The 15,863-nt window shown below is 42.1% G+C and carries 7 protein-coding genes; 1 reads left to right on the top strand and 6 read right to left on the bottom strand.

What is annotated here, in order from left to right; genetic code table 11:
* The first annotated feature begins 492 nt into the window (after nucleotides 1–492).
* Nucleotides 493–1,650, top strand: a complete 1,158-nt coding sequence (locus PARA125_RS03025; protein ID WP_213157235.1) for a CPn0927/CPn0928 family alpha/beta hydrolase fold protein — start codon at nucleotides 493–495, stop codon at nucleotides 1,648–1,650.
* A gap of 35 nt (nucleotides 1,651–1,685) precedes the next feature.
* On the opposite strand, the gene PARA125_RS03020 is transcribed toward PARA125_RS03025, so the two are convergent.
* From PARA125_RS03020 to PARA125_RS02995, 6 genes are all read right to left on the bottom strand, one after another.
* Nucleotides 1,686–5,180 carry a coiled-coil domain-containing protein gene (locus tag PARA125_RS03020; protein ID WP_213157234.1) on the bottom strand — a complete coding sequence of 1,165 codons (3,495 nt, stop codon included), beginning with the start codon at nucleotides 5,178–5,180 and terminating at the stop codon, nucleotides 1,686–1,688.
* A gap of 17 nt (nucleotides 5,181–5,197) precedes the next feature.
* Nucleotides 5,198–6,853: a SulP family inorganic anion transporter gene (locus PARA125_RS03015; RefSeq protein WP_213157233.1), complete on the bottom strand. Its 1,656-nt coding sequence runs from the start codon at nucleotides 6,851–6,853 to the stop codon at nucleotides 5,198–5,200.
* Between the two features lie 230 nt (nucleotides 6,854–7,083).
* Entirely contained in the window at nucleotides 7,084–8,865 is a 1,782-nt protein-coding gene (gene recJ, locus PARA125_RS03010; protein ID WP_213157232.1) for a single-stranded-DNA-specific exonuclease RecJ, read from the bottom strand.
* A gap of 335 nt (nucleotides 8,866–9,200) precedes the next feature.
* Nucleotides 9,201–13,763, bottom strand: coding sequence for a protein translocase subunit SecD (secD, locus tag PARA125_RS03005; RefSeq protein WP_213157231.1), 4,563 nt, complete (start codon nucleotides 13,761–13,763; stop codon nucleotides 9,201–9,203).
* Between the two features lie 127 nt (nucleotides 13,764–13,890).
* The gene (gene rsmD / locus PARA125_RS03000) at nucleotides 13,891–14,481 is read right to left on the bottom strand and encodes a 16S rRNA (guanine(966)-N(2))-methyltransferase RsmD (protein WP_213157230.1); all 591 of its coding nucleotides are present in this window, start codon (nucleotides 14,479–14,481) and stop codon (nucleotides 13,891–13,893) included.
* A gap of 2 nt (nucleotides 14,482–14,483) precedes the next feature.
* The gene (locus tag PARA125_RS02995; protein WP_213157229.1) at nucleotides 14,484–15,704 is read right to left on the bottom strand and encodes a BaiN/RdsA family NAD(P)/FAD-dependent oxidoreductase; all 1,221 of its coding nucleotides are present in this window, start codon (nucleotides 15,702–15,704) and stop codon (nucleotides 14,484–14,486) included.
* Nucleotides 15,705–15,863 lie beyond the last annotated feature (159 nt).

Here is a 15,863-nt window from a genome sequence, read left to right as displayed (position 1 = left end):
AAATTTAAAAGCTTTGTCAGGCAATGCTTAATTACCTTTAAGCATTGCTTTTTATTTTTTTCAGGCTAGTAGGCCCACTCCTTGAAAACAATAGACCCAAATTCCTTTTTTAGGGTACTTAATGACACTTACGGCCTGCGCCCCTTTTTCTATGCTTTTTGTGAAAAGCTTTTTTCCTCATAGGGTGAGAGCTCTTTTTCTTCCTGTGATTTAAGCCTTCTGTATTTTAAGCCTGCCATAAGCTCTTTGCTTTGCCATACCTTTTAACTCTTCCCCTGTAGGGTAGCGTGACTTCCTCCTCTGGAGGCAATTCCTTTTTCTCCTCATTACCTCCTTGAAGCAAATTTTGTTAAGGGAGTGCTCTCTTTATCGGTTGATACCTAAAAAACTTTTTTAAACCTTAGTTCAGGAATAAAAATTCTGGAAATATTTTACAAATAACCATATAATTTTTAATTTTAATATTAAGCTTGTCTTATTGGGAGTTTAATAATGGCTACCGCCTCTGCATCTTTTTTAAGAATTTCTTCTGAAAAATCCCCTTATCATTCTCTTCCTTCAACCTCTTTCAAGAAACTTTTGGGTGGAAGAAAAGCATTTTATGAGCAACCTGATTACGTGGAAAGGACACGCCAAGATTTAACCCAAACTCGCTCTTTACCTGTCCACTACACTTGGAGTTCTGAAAATAAAATTGTTAGAATCGCTAAGCAAATATTTGCCATCCTTTTTTTCCCCCTAGGAATTCACCAACTCCTTCATAATTTCATGGGAAAAATCGCTTTAGTGCCTTCTTCAAGCCCTCAACTTCTTCGATATTCTAAGAACTATGCTAACTCTGTGCGCTCACACATCCCACTTACTGATAAATGGAAATTTAAGCGCATAACCATCCAAGTGGATGGATATAAAATAGACGCGATGATTGCAGGCACAGCCTCTACTTTGAATAATGGCAGGTGGGTTTTGAGCTCTCTGGGGAATGCGCAATTTTATGAAGAACAGTTTTTTAGCAAGAGTTTTACAGACATGTTGGGTGAACTTAAGAGCAATGCCCTTGTCTTTAACTACCCGGGAGTAGGGGCTAGTACCGGTTGGCCCAACAGAAAAGCCATGGAAAAAGCCTATCGCGCGATGCTTAATTTCCTGGAAGATCAGGAAAACGGGATAGGAGCCAAAGAAATTATTGGATATTCCTACTCTATTGGCGCTGGCGTGCAAAGTGATGCGCTGAAAAAACACCCCCTAAAGAAAGAGGTTAAATACGTCTTTGTAAAAGGAAGAAGCTTTTCTACGCTGTATAAAACCGCTGCCACTCTTACAAACAGGCTACTCGCTTTTTTGGTAAAAATCTTTGGATGGAACATGGATTCTGCTAAAGTTTCTAAAAAGCTTCAAGCTCCCGAAATTATCCTACAGACGGCAAAGGTTTCCCAATATGAAGAAATAAAGGATAGCTCTAAAGTGATTAATGATGGGATCATAGCTGCCCAAGCTTCTTTAGCTAAAGCTTTATTGGATGATAAAGCATGCCCAACAAAAAATAAGGTGTTTATTGGGATTCCTGAAGGGCATAATGAGGAATTAACAAATCCTGAATTTTTAGCAAAAAAAATTGAAAGCTTGTTAGAAACCTCATCATCCTCTTAAAGAAGGGGTTTAGGGGGCTTTTTTCAGCCACATCCTTACACGGATACAATGTCCATTTCATGGTTTTCCGCCTGGCTAAATTCAATGGAAAGCAGTTTTGAAACCCCTTTCTCTTCCATCGACACACCAAACAACCGGTCTGCAATGGCCATTGTCCGCTTATTATGCGTAATAATGATAAATTGGCAACGATCCACGAATTCCTTCACTACATTCACAAAGCGCTCAACGTTGGAATCATCTAGCGGGGCATCGATCTCATCCAAAATACAAAAGGGCGCTGACTTCACTTCAAAAATCGCAAATAACAAGGCTACCGCTGTTAAACATTTTTCCCCTCCCGATAGTAAGTTAATGGAGCGCATTTGCTTGCCTGGAGGTTTTGCTATAATTTCAATTCCGGCTTCTAAAACATCGTCCGTATCGGTAAACTGCAAATCAGCTTCACCCCCTACAAACAAAATTTGAAAGTTCTTTTGAAAATTGGCGCGAATTTTTTCGAAAACTTCTTTAAAAATTTTGCGACTTTCTCCATCCAATTGCTCAATAATCTCCCTTAATTCGGTCTTTGAGACTTCCAGATCATCAATCTGTTCATTCAAAAATTGATAGCGTGCTTGGTACTTAGAATATTCTTCAATGGAGGTAAGATTAATGTCTCCAGCAGACTCGATCTCTTGGCGCAAGCCCCTCAACGTTTTTTCTGCTTGCTCTAACGAATTTTCCTTCTGGGTCACCTGACTGCGGGCTTCTTCCACGGTCAAATGATAACGTTCCAGCAATTCCTCGCGAATATTTTCGCGCTGCGCCTGGGTTTGTGCAGCTTGTGTTTCCAGCTGATAAAAAGCTTTTTCTTGCTCTTTGAGCTGTTGATTTAATTGAGCCATCTGGCTCTCCATTTGTTCAAGGCGCATTTTTTTAGTCGCCACTTTTTGTTCTAATTCGGAACACGCTTCAACGACCTTCTCCAGGTTTGCTTCAACTGTCTTTATTAAGACCCCATATTCAGCTCCCTTCTGCTCAAACTGAGCTTGTTGCTCTTGGCTTATTTCCAGCTCTTCTTCTAAGCGTGCTTGCTGCTCATGTCCTTCTTTATTTTTAACTTCTAACACATGTAAAGCATGGTTAACTTTGCGAGATTCATCTACTACCTGGCGAAATTGAGCTTCAGTAGATTGAAACTCATTTTGTTCTTGTTTAAGCTGTTGGGATTCTTTTTCCACCTGTTCAGATAAGGCAGCAATCGTTCCTTGATTGCTCTGAACCTGGGTGCGGGCGATTTTTAATTTTGTTTCTAAACCTTCCGTTAAAACGATAAGTTCTTCATGAGCCTGTTTTAAATGGCGCAAGTCCGCTTCCACTTGGGCCCTTTCGCTTTTAGTTTTTTCCAAATCCCCCAGCAAACGTTGCAGCGAGAAATTGCTTTCCATCAATTTCATTTCATCTTTTCGAATGCCTTTATCTAATTCCATTCTTTCCACTTGCAATTTCGATTTCTTTGCAGACAATTCTGCCAGCTGCTCTTCTTGAAGCTTAAGGGACTTTTCAAGCTCCTGAAGTTTTTTTTCTAGGGTTTTGAGTTCTGCTTCGCGCGCAAAAGGATTGTTTTCTTTGTGAAAACCAAAAAAAATGACTTTTCGATGATCCACAAAGCTTTCTTCTTCCGTTAAGATCTGTATGGCTTGCTTTTCTAGCAGTAATTGCATGGCGGATTCGGTCGTATCGCAAACTTTCAGATCTGCAAAAAAATGGTTTGGAAGAGTTGTCGAAATGCTTTCTAAGCATAAGAGGGAGACGTCTTTAAGCTGATGTTTGAGAATAAAAGTCATCACCTCTGATAAGTCCTTTCGACTTTCTACTACCAATGTCTGGGCGTAGGGACGCATCACAGCAGCAAAAGCTTTAGCCGGTTCGGGATGAGCTTCTATACGTTCGTAGAGAGCCTGAATTTTTTTGTGAAGAGAACTTTTTACATTTGCCGATTCTTGTAAAAGCTTTTTACTTCCTGCCGAAAAACCTTCTAAGTCCTCTCTCATGCGCTGTAAAACTTTTTGCCGAGCATTCCCTTCCGCCATCTCTTTTTCTAATTCGCTGAGATGCCGCTGCCCTTTTTCAATCTCTTGGACCAATTCCTGAAGTTGGTTTTCTAACGCATTGAAAAGCTCACGCTGCCGATCAATGGCATCCGAGTATTCTTCCACCTCTTTTTTGCGCATAGCAGCTTGCTCAGCATACTGCTCGATAGTTTGTGAAAGTTTAGTTTTACGCTCTTGAAGCTGTTCCGAGCGCTCTACGTTCGTCTCTAAGCGCAAGCGGTTTTGCTTTAAATCGCTTTCATACTGGTTCTCTTGCTGAATGAGACGGAGAAGCTCTCTTTGTTTTTCTTGGCATTCTTCTCTTTTTTTTCTCAAAATTTCATCCATGGAATGCACTTTTTGCAATTGGGCTTCCCGCTTTTTTTCCCAATCTTTTTGCTCTGCATCTAGTGTAGATAGCTGTTTGTGCAAGCTTTCAGATTCGGCCTGATGAAACTGTCTTTTTTCAATAATGGCTTCAAGCTCCCGTTTCCATTTCTTTTCTTTTTCCAGAAGATCTCTCAAACGTTCTTCATTTGAACGCATTTCTTGAGATTTGATCTCTTTTTCACTTTGAGTTTTATAAACCTCTTCTTTTCGACTTTGAAAAACTTTTTCCTCTTGCTCAAGGGCAACTTTTGCTTCTTTGTATTTGTCATGGAGCAATGAGGCTTCCTTTACCTGTATCTCCCAGTGCTCTTTATGCCCTTGCTCCTTTTTCTTGTGTGATTCTAATTTAGCTTCTAGGGTATCCCAACGCATGAGCAGGACCATTTTTTCGAAAGATTCGAGCTTGGCTTTATTCTCCTTAAAAATACGCGCTTTTTCAGCTTGCTCCTGTAAAACCGTGATCTGCTTTTCGACTTCAAGGTGAATATCTTTAATACGCGTGATATTTCCTTCGGATTGCTGTAACTTCTTAAGCGCTTCAGCTTTCCTCTGAAGAAAAGGCCCGATATCTGCCGCACTGTCAAAAATAAAACGCCTTTCTTGAGGGCTATAATTAATGACCTGGTCGAGCTTTCCTTGTTCAAACATGGAAAAAGAGTTTTTTCCCACGCCCGAACCTAAAAAAAGGTTTTGGACGTCTTTTAAACGCACGGGATTTCCATTAATCAGATAAACCGATTCCCCATTGCGAAACAGGCGACGCGTCACCGAAACTTCGTGATAATCGATAGGAAGCTCGCCTCGGTTATCTGTCAGGGTAAGGGTTACCTCAGCCATGTTAAGAGGCTTGCGCTGAGAAGCTCCCGCAAAGATCACATCGTGCATTTTTCCACCGCGCAACGACTTGGCAGACTGCTCGCCAAGTACCCACCGAAAGGCGTCGGCTGTATTGGATTTCCCGCAACCATTGGGTCCTACAATTGCCGTAATCCCCTCATGGAATTCTAAGGTGGTTTTATCGGCAAACGATTTAAATCCTGTAATTTCTATTTTTTTGAGTCGCAAAACAACTTCTCCTCAATTTAAGCTGATTGTCTGGTTGCCTGAATAGCTGCGGGAAGAAAATCAAAAAGATTGGCTTCCCCAATTTTATTTAAGATTCCTGAAATCTGCATTTCTTTTTTACAACTAGGGGTAAGCTCGGAAAGGATCAGCTGATTCCCATGCTTTTGAGCGGCCTGCGCTAAACGCGCAATGGTATGGAGTCCGGTGGCATCTAATAGGACGATCTGATTCATCCTAAAAATGATAAATTTTTTATTTTCCAAGAATGTCATAAAAACATCTTCAAACTTACCTGCCGCCCCAAAGAAAAAAGCCCCATTTAACTCAAATATTTGCACATTTTCTGGAATTTGCACGTGGCGCATTGCATTTAGAAAATAAAACGTGTCTGGATCCGCCTGATCATGGAGTTGGTGTTGAAATTTTTTGATGTCGGAGACTTCGCTCATTTTTTTCATAAATAAAAAAGCTGATAAAGCAATTCCTGCTTGAATGGCAATGATTAAATCAAAAAAAACCGTGCCGAAAAATGTTGTCAGAAGCACAAGTCGATCTGCTTTAGGAGCAGAGAGAAGGGCTTTAAATTCTCTCCATTCGCTCATGTTATAAGCCACTAATACTAAAATTCCTGCTAAAGATGCCATGGGGATCAATCCCACTAAAGGAGCTGCAAATCCCACAATTCCTAATAGGGTTAAAGCATGTACAATACCCGCTATTGGCGTTTGCCCCCCATTGCGAATATTAGTAGCCGTGCGCGCAATCGCGCCTGTGGCGGGAATCCCTCTAAAAAAGGGGGTGAGAACATTGGCAATCCCTTGCGCAATTAATTCCGAATTAGGACGGTGCTTTCCTCCAATCATCCCATCGGCAATAACGGCGCTTAATAAAGCTTCAATAGCCCCTAAAACCGCAATGGTGATAGCAGAAGGCATGATATCCTCTATTCTTGTCCAGTCATAGCTTGGGATTTGAGGAGCAGGAATCGCCATTTTTAAATCCCCAAACCGATCCTGGATCGTTTCGACAGGAAGGCTTAAAAAATAAGTCAGGGCTGTCACAAAGGCCAACGCTAAAAACGCTCCCGGGATCTTTGGAAAAAAACGAGGGGTAAAAATCGAAATGAGGAGCGTGAGAATCGCTATTCCGCAGGCATATACGTTGAAGGAACTACTCGAATGGGCATACGCCATCCATTTGCCCAGAAATTCGCTGGGGATCCGGGTCATCTGTAGCCCAAAAAAGTCTCGCATTTGAGAGGAAAAAATGACGACGGCAATCCCGCTGGTAAATCCGATGACTACAGGCAATGGAATAAATCGGATCCACGTGCCAAGCTTTGCAAGCCCCATGCCAATCATGATTAAGCCAGCTAGGATGGTGGCAACCGCTAATCCTTCAAAACCAAATTTTTCCACTATTTCATAGACAATAATGACGAAAGCCCCCGTGGGCCCTCCAATTTGAACTCGGCTCCCTCCTAAAGCAGAGATCAAAAAGCCTGCGATAATAGCAGTCACAATTCCTTGCTCGGGGGTCACACCGCTGGCAATTCCAAAAGCAATCGCTAAAGGCAGCGCCACAATCCCGACGATCATTCCCGCCGTAAAATCTCGAGCCAGCTGTTCGGTCGAGTAAGTTTTAAGAGTGGTCAATAACTCTGGATAAAACATTTAAATTCTCTAAATAAATGCACAATCGGAACGAAACTATCATGCACTACAAACGAGATTAGAAACAGCAAAATGTCTTTTTTAACATAAATTTTAACTTTTTAAGATAAGTTCTTGATGAGCAACCCTATCGCTCGGGAATTGGGCAAACTTCCGCTCATTAAGCTACCCATCAATAGAGCAAGTAGCTAAGAGATACTTATCAGCTTTTGCCACTTAGATTGCTCTATTTAGAGAATCGGAGGAAGAGGGTCTACATCTTGGGAATTTCCTAAAATTTGAAAATCTCGAATCATCAATTGAATGCTCTGCCCTTGGTAATTGTTGATTTGCGGAGTGAAGGCAATTCGCAAAATGAGATCCTTTTTGCGTAATAAGGGACTCTGGGCAGCTTTTCCAAGGGCAATTCCCTCGAGCATCCTGTCTCCTTCCCCCTGAACTAAATAAAGCTTAAGGTGAGCTTTTTTGAGAACTTTTGGAGGAAAGGCCTGCTTAGCATCACAATAAAGGATCGGCTGAGAATTTCCATTTCCGTAAGGCTCGAGCAACTTTAAGGATTCCATAAAATCAAAGGTAAGCTCATCAAAGTTAATTTTGGCATCTAGTCTTAATTTTGTTAAGACATCGCTATCTTTTAGGGTTGCTTCAGCCGTTTCAATGAAGCGCCGTTTAAACTCTTCGATATGCTCCAATTTTAAGGTGACGCCTGCCGCAAAATCATGTCCTCCATAGTTGACTAAAATGTCGGAACATTGATCTAAAATAGGCAATAGAGGAAACTCCGGGATGGAACGCAAAGATCCTTTGGCGACTTTGTCATCACACGCCATGATGACAGTGGGGCGATTATAAAACTTTGCAATGCGTGTCGATAAAATCGCAATCACTCCTGGATGCCAATTTTCAGAATGCATGACGATAGCTTTTTTGGATAAGATTTCCGGATGGGTGAGCAGCTTACTCTCAATATCTACCGCCATAGCCCTTTCGATACGCTGCCGCTCAATGTTATTGAGATCGAGCTCTATCGCCATTTTTTCTGCCGCGGCAGCATTCCGAATTAAAAGCATTTGAACCCCTTTTTGAGGATCATCGATTCTTCCCAAACTATTCAAACGGGGGGCAACTTTCGAAGCAATTGTGAAGGTGGAAAGGTCATTTAAATCGACATCGGAGATAGACATCAGCTTCGATAGCCCCAAACGTTTTCTTTTTGCCAATTCTTGCAATCCATAGCTAACCAAAATCCGGTTTTCCCCTTGCAGCGTTCCCATATCAGAAATGGTGCCCAACGCCACAAGATCGAGATAGCGTTTAAGATCCACCTTTTTAGGCGGAATTTTTCCTTCTGAGGTTAAATGTTCTGTCACAGCATGAGCTAGCTTGAAAGCCACCCCCACTCCTGTGATATCTTGGTTAGGATAAGAATTGTTGACAAGCTTAGGATTTAAAGTGGCGATGCAATTTGGAATTTTGTCTGTGGGCGCATGATGATCTGTAATAATCACATCAATATGATTTTCGACAACCTTTGCAATTTCTCCTGCCGCAGTAATGCCACAATCTACCGTGATTAACAGTTTGCATTCATTTTTTAAAGCATATTCGAGGGCCTCTACAATCAAGCTACCACGGTGCGCGCCGCGATTAGAGACATAAAAAAAGACATTGGCGCCGATATAACGAAAAAACTCTGTTAAAAGAGCTGTACCAGTCATTCCATCGACATCGTTATCCCCATAAATCAAAATACCTTCTCCATTTTCGATAGCCTTTGCAATCCGTTGAACTGCTTGGGGCATCTCTCCCATTAAAAAGGGGTCACATAAATCGGGCAATCTCCCATATAAAAAAGTGTGTATTTGCTCGACAGTGGTAAAACCTCGGGAGACAAAAACCTGGGCAACGACTGGATGAATTTTAAACTCTTTGACAATTTTTTCAGCCAATTCAGCATTTTCTTGCGGATAAATCCAGACAAGATCGGCTGTTTCATTGTGCCAAGAAAGCATGCAATCACTCCATTCTAGATGATAAAAATAGTTACTTCTCCCTCTCTTGGGAACATATTTCCAGCGTTAATCCTGGAGATATGGAGAGGAACCACAATTGTGCAAATTGATTAGGATTGATAGGATTTTTAGAATGAGAAGCAATTTCCAAAGGTATACTTATACAGAGGTAAATCCCTGTTTGTCAATCTTTCATCGCATAAATCCAATCAAATTGGTGAGAAATCATCGCAGGATAAAATTCAACCACCAATTCTAGAGGGATTCCGTTTACAAAAAAAATCCCCGGGAATGGTCCCAGGGAATTGTTGTATCCGTAAGATCGAAAATTTAAACTAAACTTTTCGATATCCAACTTGCTCTTTTTGTTGTTGGGCCAGTTCCCTATTGTGAAAATAGAGCATGACAGGTCCTGCAATGAATAGTGAGGAGAGAGTACCGACTATCACCCCAATAGTCATCACTAACGAGAAGCCGAAAATGGATGGACCGCCTAACAAAACCAATGCTAACAAGACAAGCAGAGTAGTGCCTGACGTCATCATTGTACGGCTCAATGTCACATTGATTGAATGGTTTAAAATCTCGCGGAAGGACATTTTGCGATAAATTTTAACATCTTCACGAATGCGGTCAAAAACAATAATGGTATCATTCAAAGAGTACCCAATAATTGTCATGATAGCACCCACCGCTTCTAAGTCAATCTGCACAGGGAAGCCTAGCTTATGAAACAAAGCGACGATTCCCAAGGTCAGGATCACATCGTGGGCTAAAGCAATCACCGCTCCGATGGCGTATTTGAATTCAAAACGTAAAGTAATGTAAATCAAAATACCTGCTAGAGCAATAGCCAAACCAATCAACGCATTATCTCGCATCGCTTCTGAGAGCTGGCCACTCATGACAGTCCAGTTTCTGTTAAGGCTTTCCAATTGATCTTTGGGAAGAGAGATTCCCCCTTCCTCAAGGGCGCTGACTAACCAGACAATCCGAGGATTGGTCTGGTATTCATAAAGCCCCCCCTCCTCATTGGAAACTTCAGGAAGCTGGTAGAAAGGATGCCCCTGCTCTTCCATCCCCATGCCTAATTGGATTCTCAATTGATTTGGTTTGCTCAATTCTTGTACTTGCACATCTGTCACACTCGCACCTGCCGCCAATAAGCTGTTCGTCACCTCCTGGCGATAGGATGGATGATCTGCTTTTTCTTGCACCTCTAAGTTCAACGAATATCCGCCCGTGAAATCCATCCCAAAAATCGTATTTTTCTGTGCAATAAACAAATAGCCTCCGATCAACATGACAATGACTGAAAGCATGACTGCTTTTTTCGTCTGCCCAATGAAATCAAACTGCGTTTTCCCAATAAATTCAGACATAGTGAGAGATTTATTATGGGGTTTTTTGACCCAGCCTGCGAAGAAATAGCGGGTCATGAACAAGGCGGTAAACATAGAAGAAATAATTCCTATGATCAAAGTGATGGCAAAGCCTTTGATAGGTCCTGAATCAAACTGAATAAGGACTAAAGCTGCAAGGATGGTGGTCACGTTAGAATCCACAATCGCACTAAATGCTTTGCGATATCCAGCTTGGATAGCGGAGCCAATACGCCCCGAAATCTTGAACTCTTCCCGTATTCTTTCAAACACCAAGACGTTTGCATCGACTGCCATACCGATTGTCAAGACAATTCCTGCAATTCCAGGCAATGTTAAAGCTGCACCGATGTTTTGCAAGACGCCCCACATAATTAAAATGTTTAGCAATACGGCACAAGAAGCCACAAATCCAGCAAATCGGTAGTAACCCACCATGGCAATCACCACCAGTGTTAAGGCCACTAAAGAGGCTCCAATCCCACGAACTCTTTCTTGGGTTCCTAATTCAGCGCTTACATTTTGCTCTGAAAGAACATAAGGAGTAAAGCTCAAAGAACCCGCTTTAAGATCAGCGGCTAGTTGGTTGATTTCACGCTGTGAAAAACGACCACTAATGGTTGCGCCATCTCTTAGAGCTGCGCGTAGGCCTGGCTGGCTAATCACTTTTTGGTTAAGAATGACAGCCATTCTCCACCCTCTTCCATGGGAGTAGTTTTCTTTCGGGGTTCCCAGAATTTTATCTTCTGCAAACTGTGAAGTCCAAGCATAGAAATTATCACGCGGATTTCCTGCCATCTTATTGCCGTCGTAAGAGCCTTTCACCCCAAAACTCAGAATGTTACCTTGGGTGGGGTCATATCCCACTTGAACATTTGTTAAGCTAGAGCCTTCCAGCGCATAATTGCGGAAAACAATAAGCAAGGGGGTGGATTGCCCTTCCCATTCGGAGTAATCATCCCCACGCATAATCGCAATAGCCGACAAGGTATCATTAAAAGCATTGCTAGCCGTGGTATCCTCTGGCGAAGGGAGGCGTAAGCCATTCTCGTAAAGAACACGAGCGGCTTCACCGCGCGGAAACGTGTGTTGGCCATCGCCCCCTAAATGTCTCCAAGCAATCTCATTCACCCCTTGGGCATCTTTGCGGTTAGTCACCACTGCTTCATTCCAAACACCTTGCAAGAACTGGTTGACAGTATCTTTTAAGGCAGGATTATTGGGACTGAATTTTTCATTCACAATGTGAAAATACATGGCAGAGGCCTGCACTAACTCCGATGCCGAAAGGGCCTGAGATCCTGGAAAATCTAGAATGATATGGCTATTTTCAACCCGAATGGTACGCTCTGAAACGCCCATTTTGTTAATCCGCGTATACAATTCATTTGTCGCTTGCTTTAAATCCTCTGGGTTAGTCACAGGTCGATTGTTGTGATCTCGTAATCCAATCCGAACGGTTTTACCACCGGAAAGATCTAGCCCCCATTTTAAATTTTTACGATCGTCTCCCCTGAAATACTTTACAACGCTAAGTTTAAAGTTTTCCCAGTAAGGATTTCTTGTAGGAGCTGGAATGAGATATTTACGGGTCACGTCTAGATCTACCTGAGCAGCATTATAATCTTCCACCCACTTTAACAAATCTTCTTGGATACGGTCGCCGATTTTATTCTGCGTTAAAATGCGCTGCTCCACATCTGTGAAATCTAATACAGCCATTTTCTTGCTTCCTTTAACCCTAAAATCTTCTCGCGTAGCCGTTAAAAGTGGTTGGTAGTAGCCCTGCAATTCAAAGATAAAGTCTTTGCTAAATTCGGCCCCCATGTCGTAAGAAGAGCCTGGATAACCAATAAACCCATTTTTGCGCAACAGATCGTTCAATTGATTGATGTTATGGATAAGCAATTCGCTATCCGTAGATTTGGGATTATCCCGATATGTTTGTATAATCGTATCCAATCCTTTGGCAATCACATATAATGATCCCATATTGAACCCTTGAGGAGGAGCTTCTGCATACATCGCGGGTGCATAGACCACCAATCCCAATTTTTGGTCTTGTGCGGGAAGCTTTTTGAAAGCATCGAACAGATTAATAGGATAATTTTCCCTTACAAGGTCGGGATGCTGTGGCACCCAAGTTTGGTTTAACTGGTGAATCACTTGATGAATTTGCTTGTTTGCTAAAGAGCCTAAATCAAAAGTTAAGAAACTTTGCGCATTCGTCAATTGATTCAAGTTAATTGAAAAAGTCTCCGCATCAGGAGAAATGGTTTCATCTGCTAAACGAGAAGCTAAGGCGATATTATTGACGATAAAGTGATTTAGCTTATTTTTGAGATAAACTAAACTTTCGTTCTTTGGATCAGCCTCTCGATTTTTTTGCACATCCTCGTAAAATTTAATAGAAATCCGATCATTTCCCCAATCAATTAAAAGGGAATCGACAAAAGGATTGCGACCTTGCAAACTAATGGTTTGCAGAGCATTTTTTGGGTTTAAAGGAGTAGTCGCCAATGTTTTTTGGATTTCTTCTAAAGAAAGAGGAGAAAGGCTAGCATTAAATTCTGCGCTTCGATTGCGCAGCACATGAGCAGCGGTTTCTAAGGTTTGTTTTTGGTTACCTAGAGCGGCTAGTTCCTGTTCTTTTGCTTCACCTAAAAATTCGCCGCTATCTGTTTTCTTTTTTTGCTCTAAAATTAAAGCTTCACGACGAGCCTCAACCTTAGTTTTTAAATTTTCAACTTTAGCTAAAAATTTCTGAGCAAGCTCTTTTGGATTTTCGCCATTCACTTGCATAAAACTAGCAAATAATCTTTTGGCAATCCCGCTTTCTTGGGCAAATGATTGATCAATATCCCCAATTTCGCGCGCTAAAGCTAGAATTCTTTCTTCTACTTCTGGGCTGGTTGGATTTTTAACAATCGCTTTTACAATCGTACCAGCTTCACTAGGGCCCGCAAAGCTATGAGCAATCAATGCTGCGCGATCATACACCAGATCTCGGTAGGTGTTTGAAAGGGTTCCGTCGGGTTGATATTTGGGAATAAATTTGAAGAGTTGGTCTACTTCACTTGGGTCAAGATGCACCCCAATTTGGCGTGCCACTAATACTTCTTGAGCCCCATTTAAAGAAGCTCCAGGATAAAGGCTGAGTTGGGCGGGTACAAATCCAATGAGGGATCCAGCTTGAGGCAAAAACCTTTTAAAAAGCTCTGCATCTTGAGGACTTTTAAACCCCACGCGAAATAAGCGAGGGTCCTCTGCATTCAATTCAATATATTCAGGTTTTATTCCAAGCAGCTTAGAGAATGATTTCAACCATTCTCTGGATTGATCTTCAAGGGCATTGACTCTGTCTACAATCGACACTGCCACATCGTGCGCCCTTGGAGCATCGATGGGGCTCGACAAGGGTTTGCTATAATAGAAAACTGTCGGTAAAATATTGTAGAGAGTCAGAACAATAACCGCTATGATCAAATATAATTGCCATCGTTTTTGTTTTTCCATCGCGATATGCTTCCTTCTATATTAAATTGAACGTGAAATACGTAACGTGAGTAAAAGGGGAAGAATAGCAAAAAAAAGCGCATTCTGTCCACTATGAACTACCAAAAAGAGTAACCAAAGGTCTTTTTTAGCCTTCTAAGAAGTTTTGATATTCTAGAAGCTTTGAGTGGCCAAATTGTCGAGCACTTCGGAGGCGAAGGGAACCATATGCTTCCACTTCTGCTAGAGAAGCGCGCGAATCTTCTAAAAAAAGAAGCCCCCCTATGCGCAGCAAGCTCTTTTCATTCACCATTTGCAAAATTTTTTCACTAAACCCTAAGGCTTCCCCTTTTTTTATCAAACAGGAATCATAAGGAGGATCTGCATAAATAATATCAAATTTCTCATGACAGACAGCCGATTCTTTTAAGTAGTCAAAAGCATCATTAAAAAAAACCTGGCCACGGGCCTCTTCCTTAAGATTGGCAAGATTGTGTTGAATACATTGAATACTCTCTCGCTGGTTGTCAACAAAGACCACTTTTTTAGCCCCCCGACTTAAAGCCTCCAATCCTATCGCTCCCGAGCCGGCAAATAAATCTAAAAAATGCGCATCTTCAATATATAACTGACAGATGTTGAATAAAGCCGCGCGCAATTGATTAGAAGTGGGACGCGTTTTATCCCCTTTTGGGGCTAGAATCTGACGATTTTTATGTAAGCCTGCAATAATTCGCATCTTTATTCCTCAATTGCCATCGCTTGACCCGCTAACCAGGAAGTTGTCCAAGCATTTTGAAAGTTAAAACCACCCGTCACCCCATCGATATCCAAAATCTCTCCCGCAAAATAGAGATGCGGGCATAGGCGACTTTCCATGGCTTTAAAATTAATTTCGTCCAGGTGAACTCCTCCACAGGTGACAAATTCTTGCTTATAAGTGCTTTTCCCTTCAATAAGATAGCGATCCTCTTGAAGACGTTGCACAAGCCGATTTAGGCTGGCATTATCTAGGTTCACCCATTTTTTTTCTGCTTCGATCTCGGCACGTATCAGCAAGGCTTTCCATAATTGGCGGGGCAAAGAGAAAGGATTTTCTGATCCTAAAGACCGACGCGCAAGCTTTTTGCGCCCCTGCTGCAGGGTTGAAAGGGCCCGGTCTGCTAAAAATTGAGGAATCCAATTAATTACAAGAGTGCCTTTATAACCCTTTTGATGGAGATCTCGAGCTCCCCATGCAGAAAGCTTGAGAGCAGCAGGCCCACTAAAACCCCAGTGGGTAATTAAAAGTGGGCCCGATTGCGCAAGGGCAGTGCCTTCTATTTTGGCTTCGGCCTGTTCCACTGAAACCCCTGCCAATTCTTTAAGCGAAAAATTTTGTATATTGAAAGTGAATAAGGAAGGCACAGGAGGAACAATCGTATGCCCCAACGCAGCTGCCCATTGAAACGCTAAAGGATGGCTGCCCGTTGCCAGCAAAAGGCGATCCGCATAATGGCATTCCCCATCGCCTAAAAATAGCTTAAATTGCCCTGCCTCACGCTCTATCCGGACAATACCCGCTTCCAATTTAATCTCCACTTTGGCTTTGCGAGCTGCTTGCATTAAACACTCAATAATTGTTTGAGAACTATCTGTAAGAGGAAACATTCGCCCATCTTCCTCTGTTTTTAACATTACCCCCCGTTTCTCAAACCACTCAATCGTATCTCTAGGTTGAAAGCGATGAAAAGGACCTAATAGAGCTTTGTTCCCCCGAGGATAATTTTTAACAAGTTGGGCAGGGTCGAAACAGGCATGAGTCACATTGCATCTCCCCCCACCCGAGATACGCACCTTAGCTAAAACTTGCCTGGTTTTTTCCAAAATGGTCACTTGTGCTAAAGGATTTTTTTGCGCACAGGCAATTGCCCCAAAAAACCCGGCAGCTCCTCCACCTATTACCACACACTTTAAAGACATGCTAAAATTCCCAGAAATAAAAAAGAAAAGGATAAAGTAAAAAGGCATTTTATCCAAGACCTGAGAACAATCTCAGAGGAATTCGCAAGGAAGCAAACCATTTCTCCTTTTCTTTTGAAACAGGCATACAGGGCGCCTGTCTTTTCCTTAGCCGTTGGT

Origin of the sequence: Parachlamydia sp. AcF125 (assembly GCF_018342475.1) — a bacterium.
Classification (GTDB): Bacteria; Chlamydiota; Chlamydiia; order Chlamydiales; family Parachlamydiaceae; genus Parachlamydia.
This window is presented reverse-complemented; position numbering and strand designations above follow the sequence as displayed.

Excerpts from the sequence above, each read along its gene's own strand:
- PARA125_RS03025 (WP_213157235.1), top strand. The coding sequence starts at position 493 with ATGGCTACCGCCTCTGCATCTTTTTTAAGAATTTCTTCTGAAAAATCC.
- PARA125_RS03015 (WP_213157233.1), bottom strand. The coding sequence starts at position 6,853 with ATGTTTTATCCAGAGTTATTGACCACTCTTAAAACTTACTCGACCGAA.
- recJ (WP_213157232.1), bottom strand. The coding sequence starts at position 8,865 with ATGCTTTCTTGGCACAATGAAACAGCCGATCTTGTCTGGATTTATCCG.
- secD (WP_213157231.1), bottom strand. The coding sequence starts at position 13,763 with ATGGAAAAACAAAAACGATGGCAATTATATTTGATCATAGCGGTTATT.
- rsmD (WP_213157230.1), bottom strand. The coding sequence starts at position 14,481 with ATGCGAATTATTGCAGGCTTACATAAAAATCGTCAGATTCTAGCCCCA.
- PARA125_RS02995 (WP_213157229.1), bottom strand. The coding sequence starts at position 15,704 with ATGTCTTTAAAGTGTGTGGTAATAGGTGGAGGAGCTGCCGGGTTTTTT.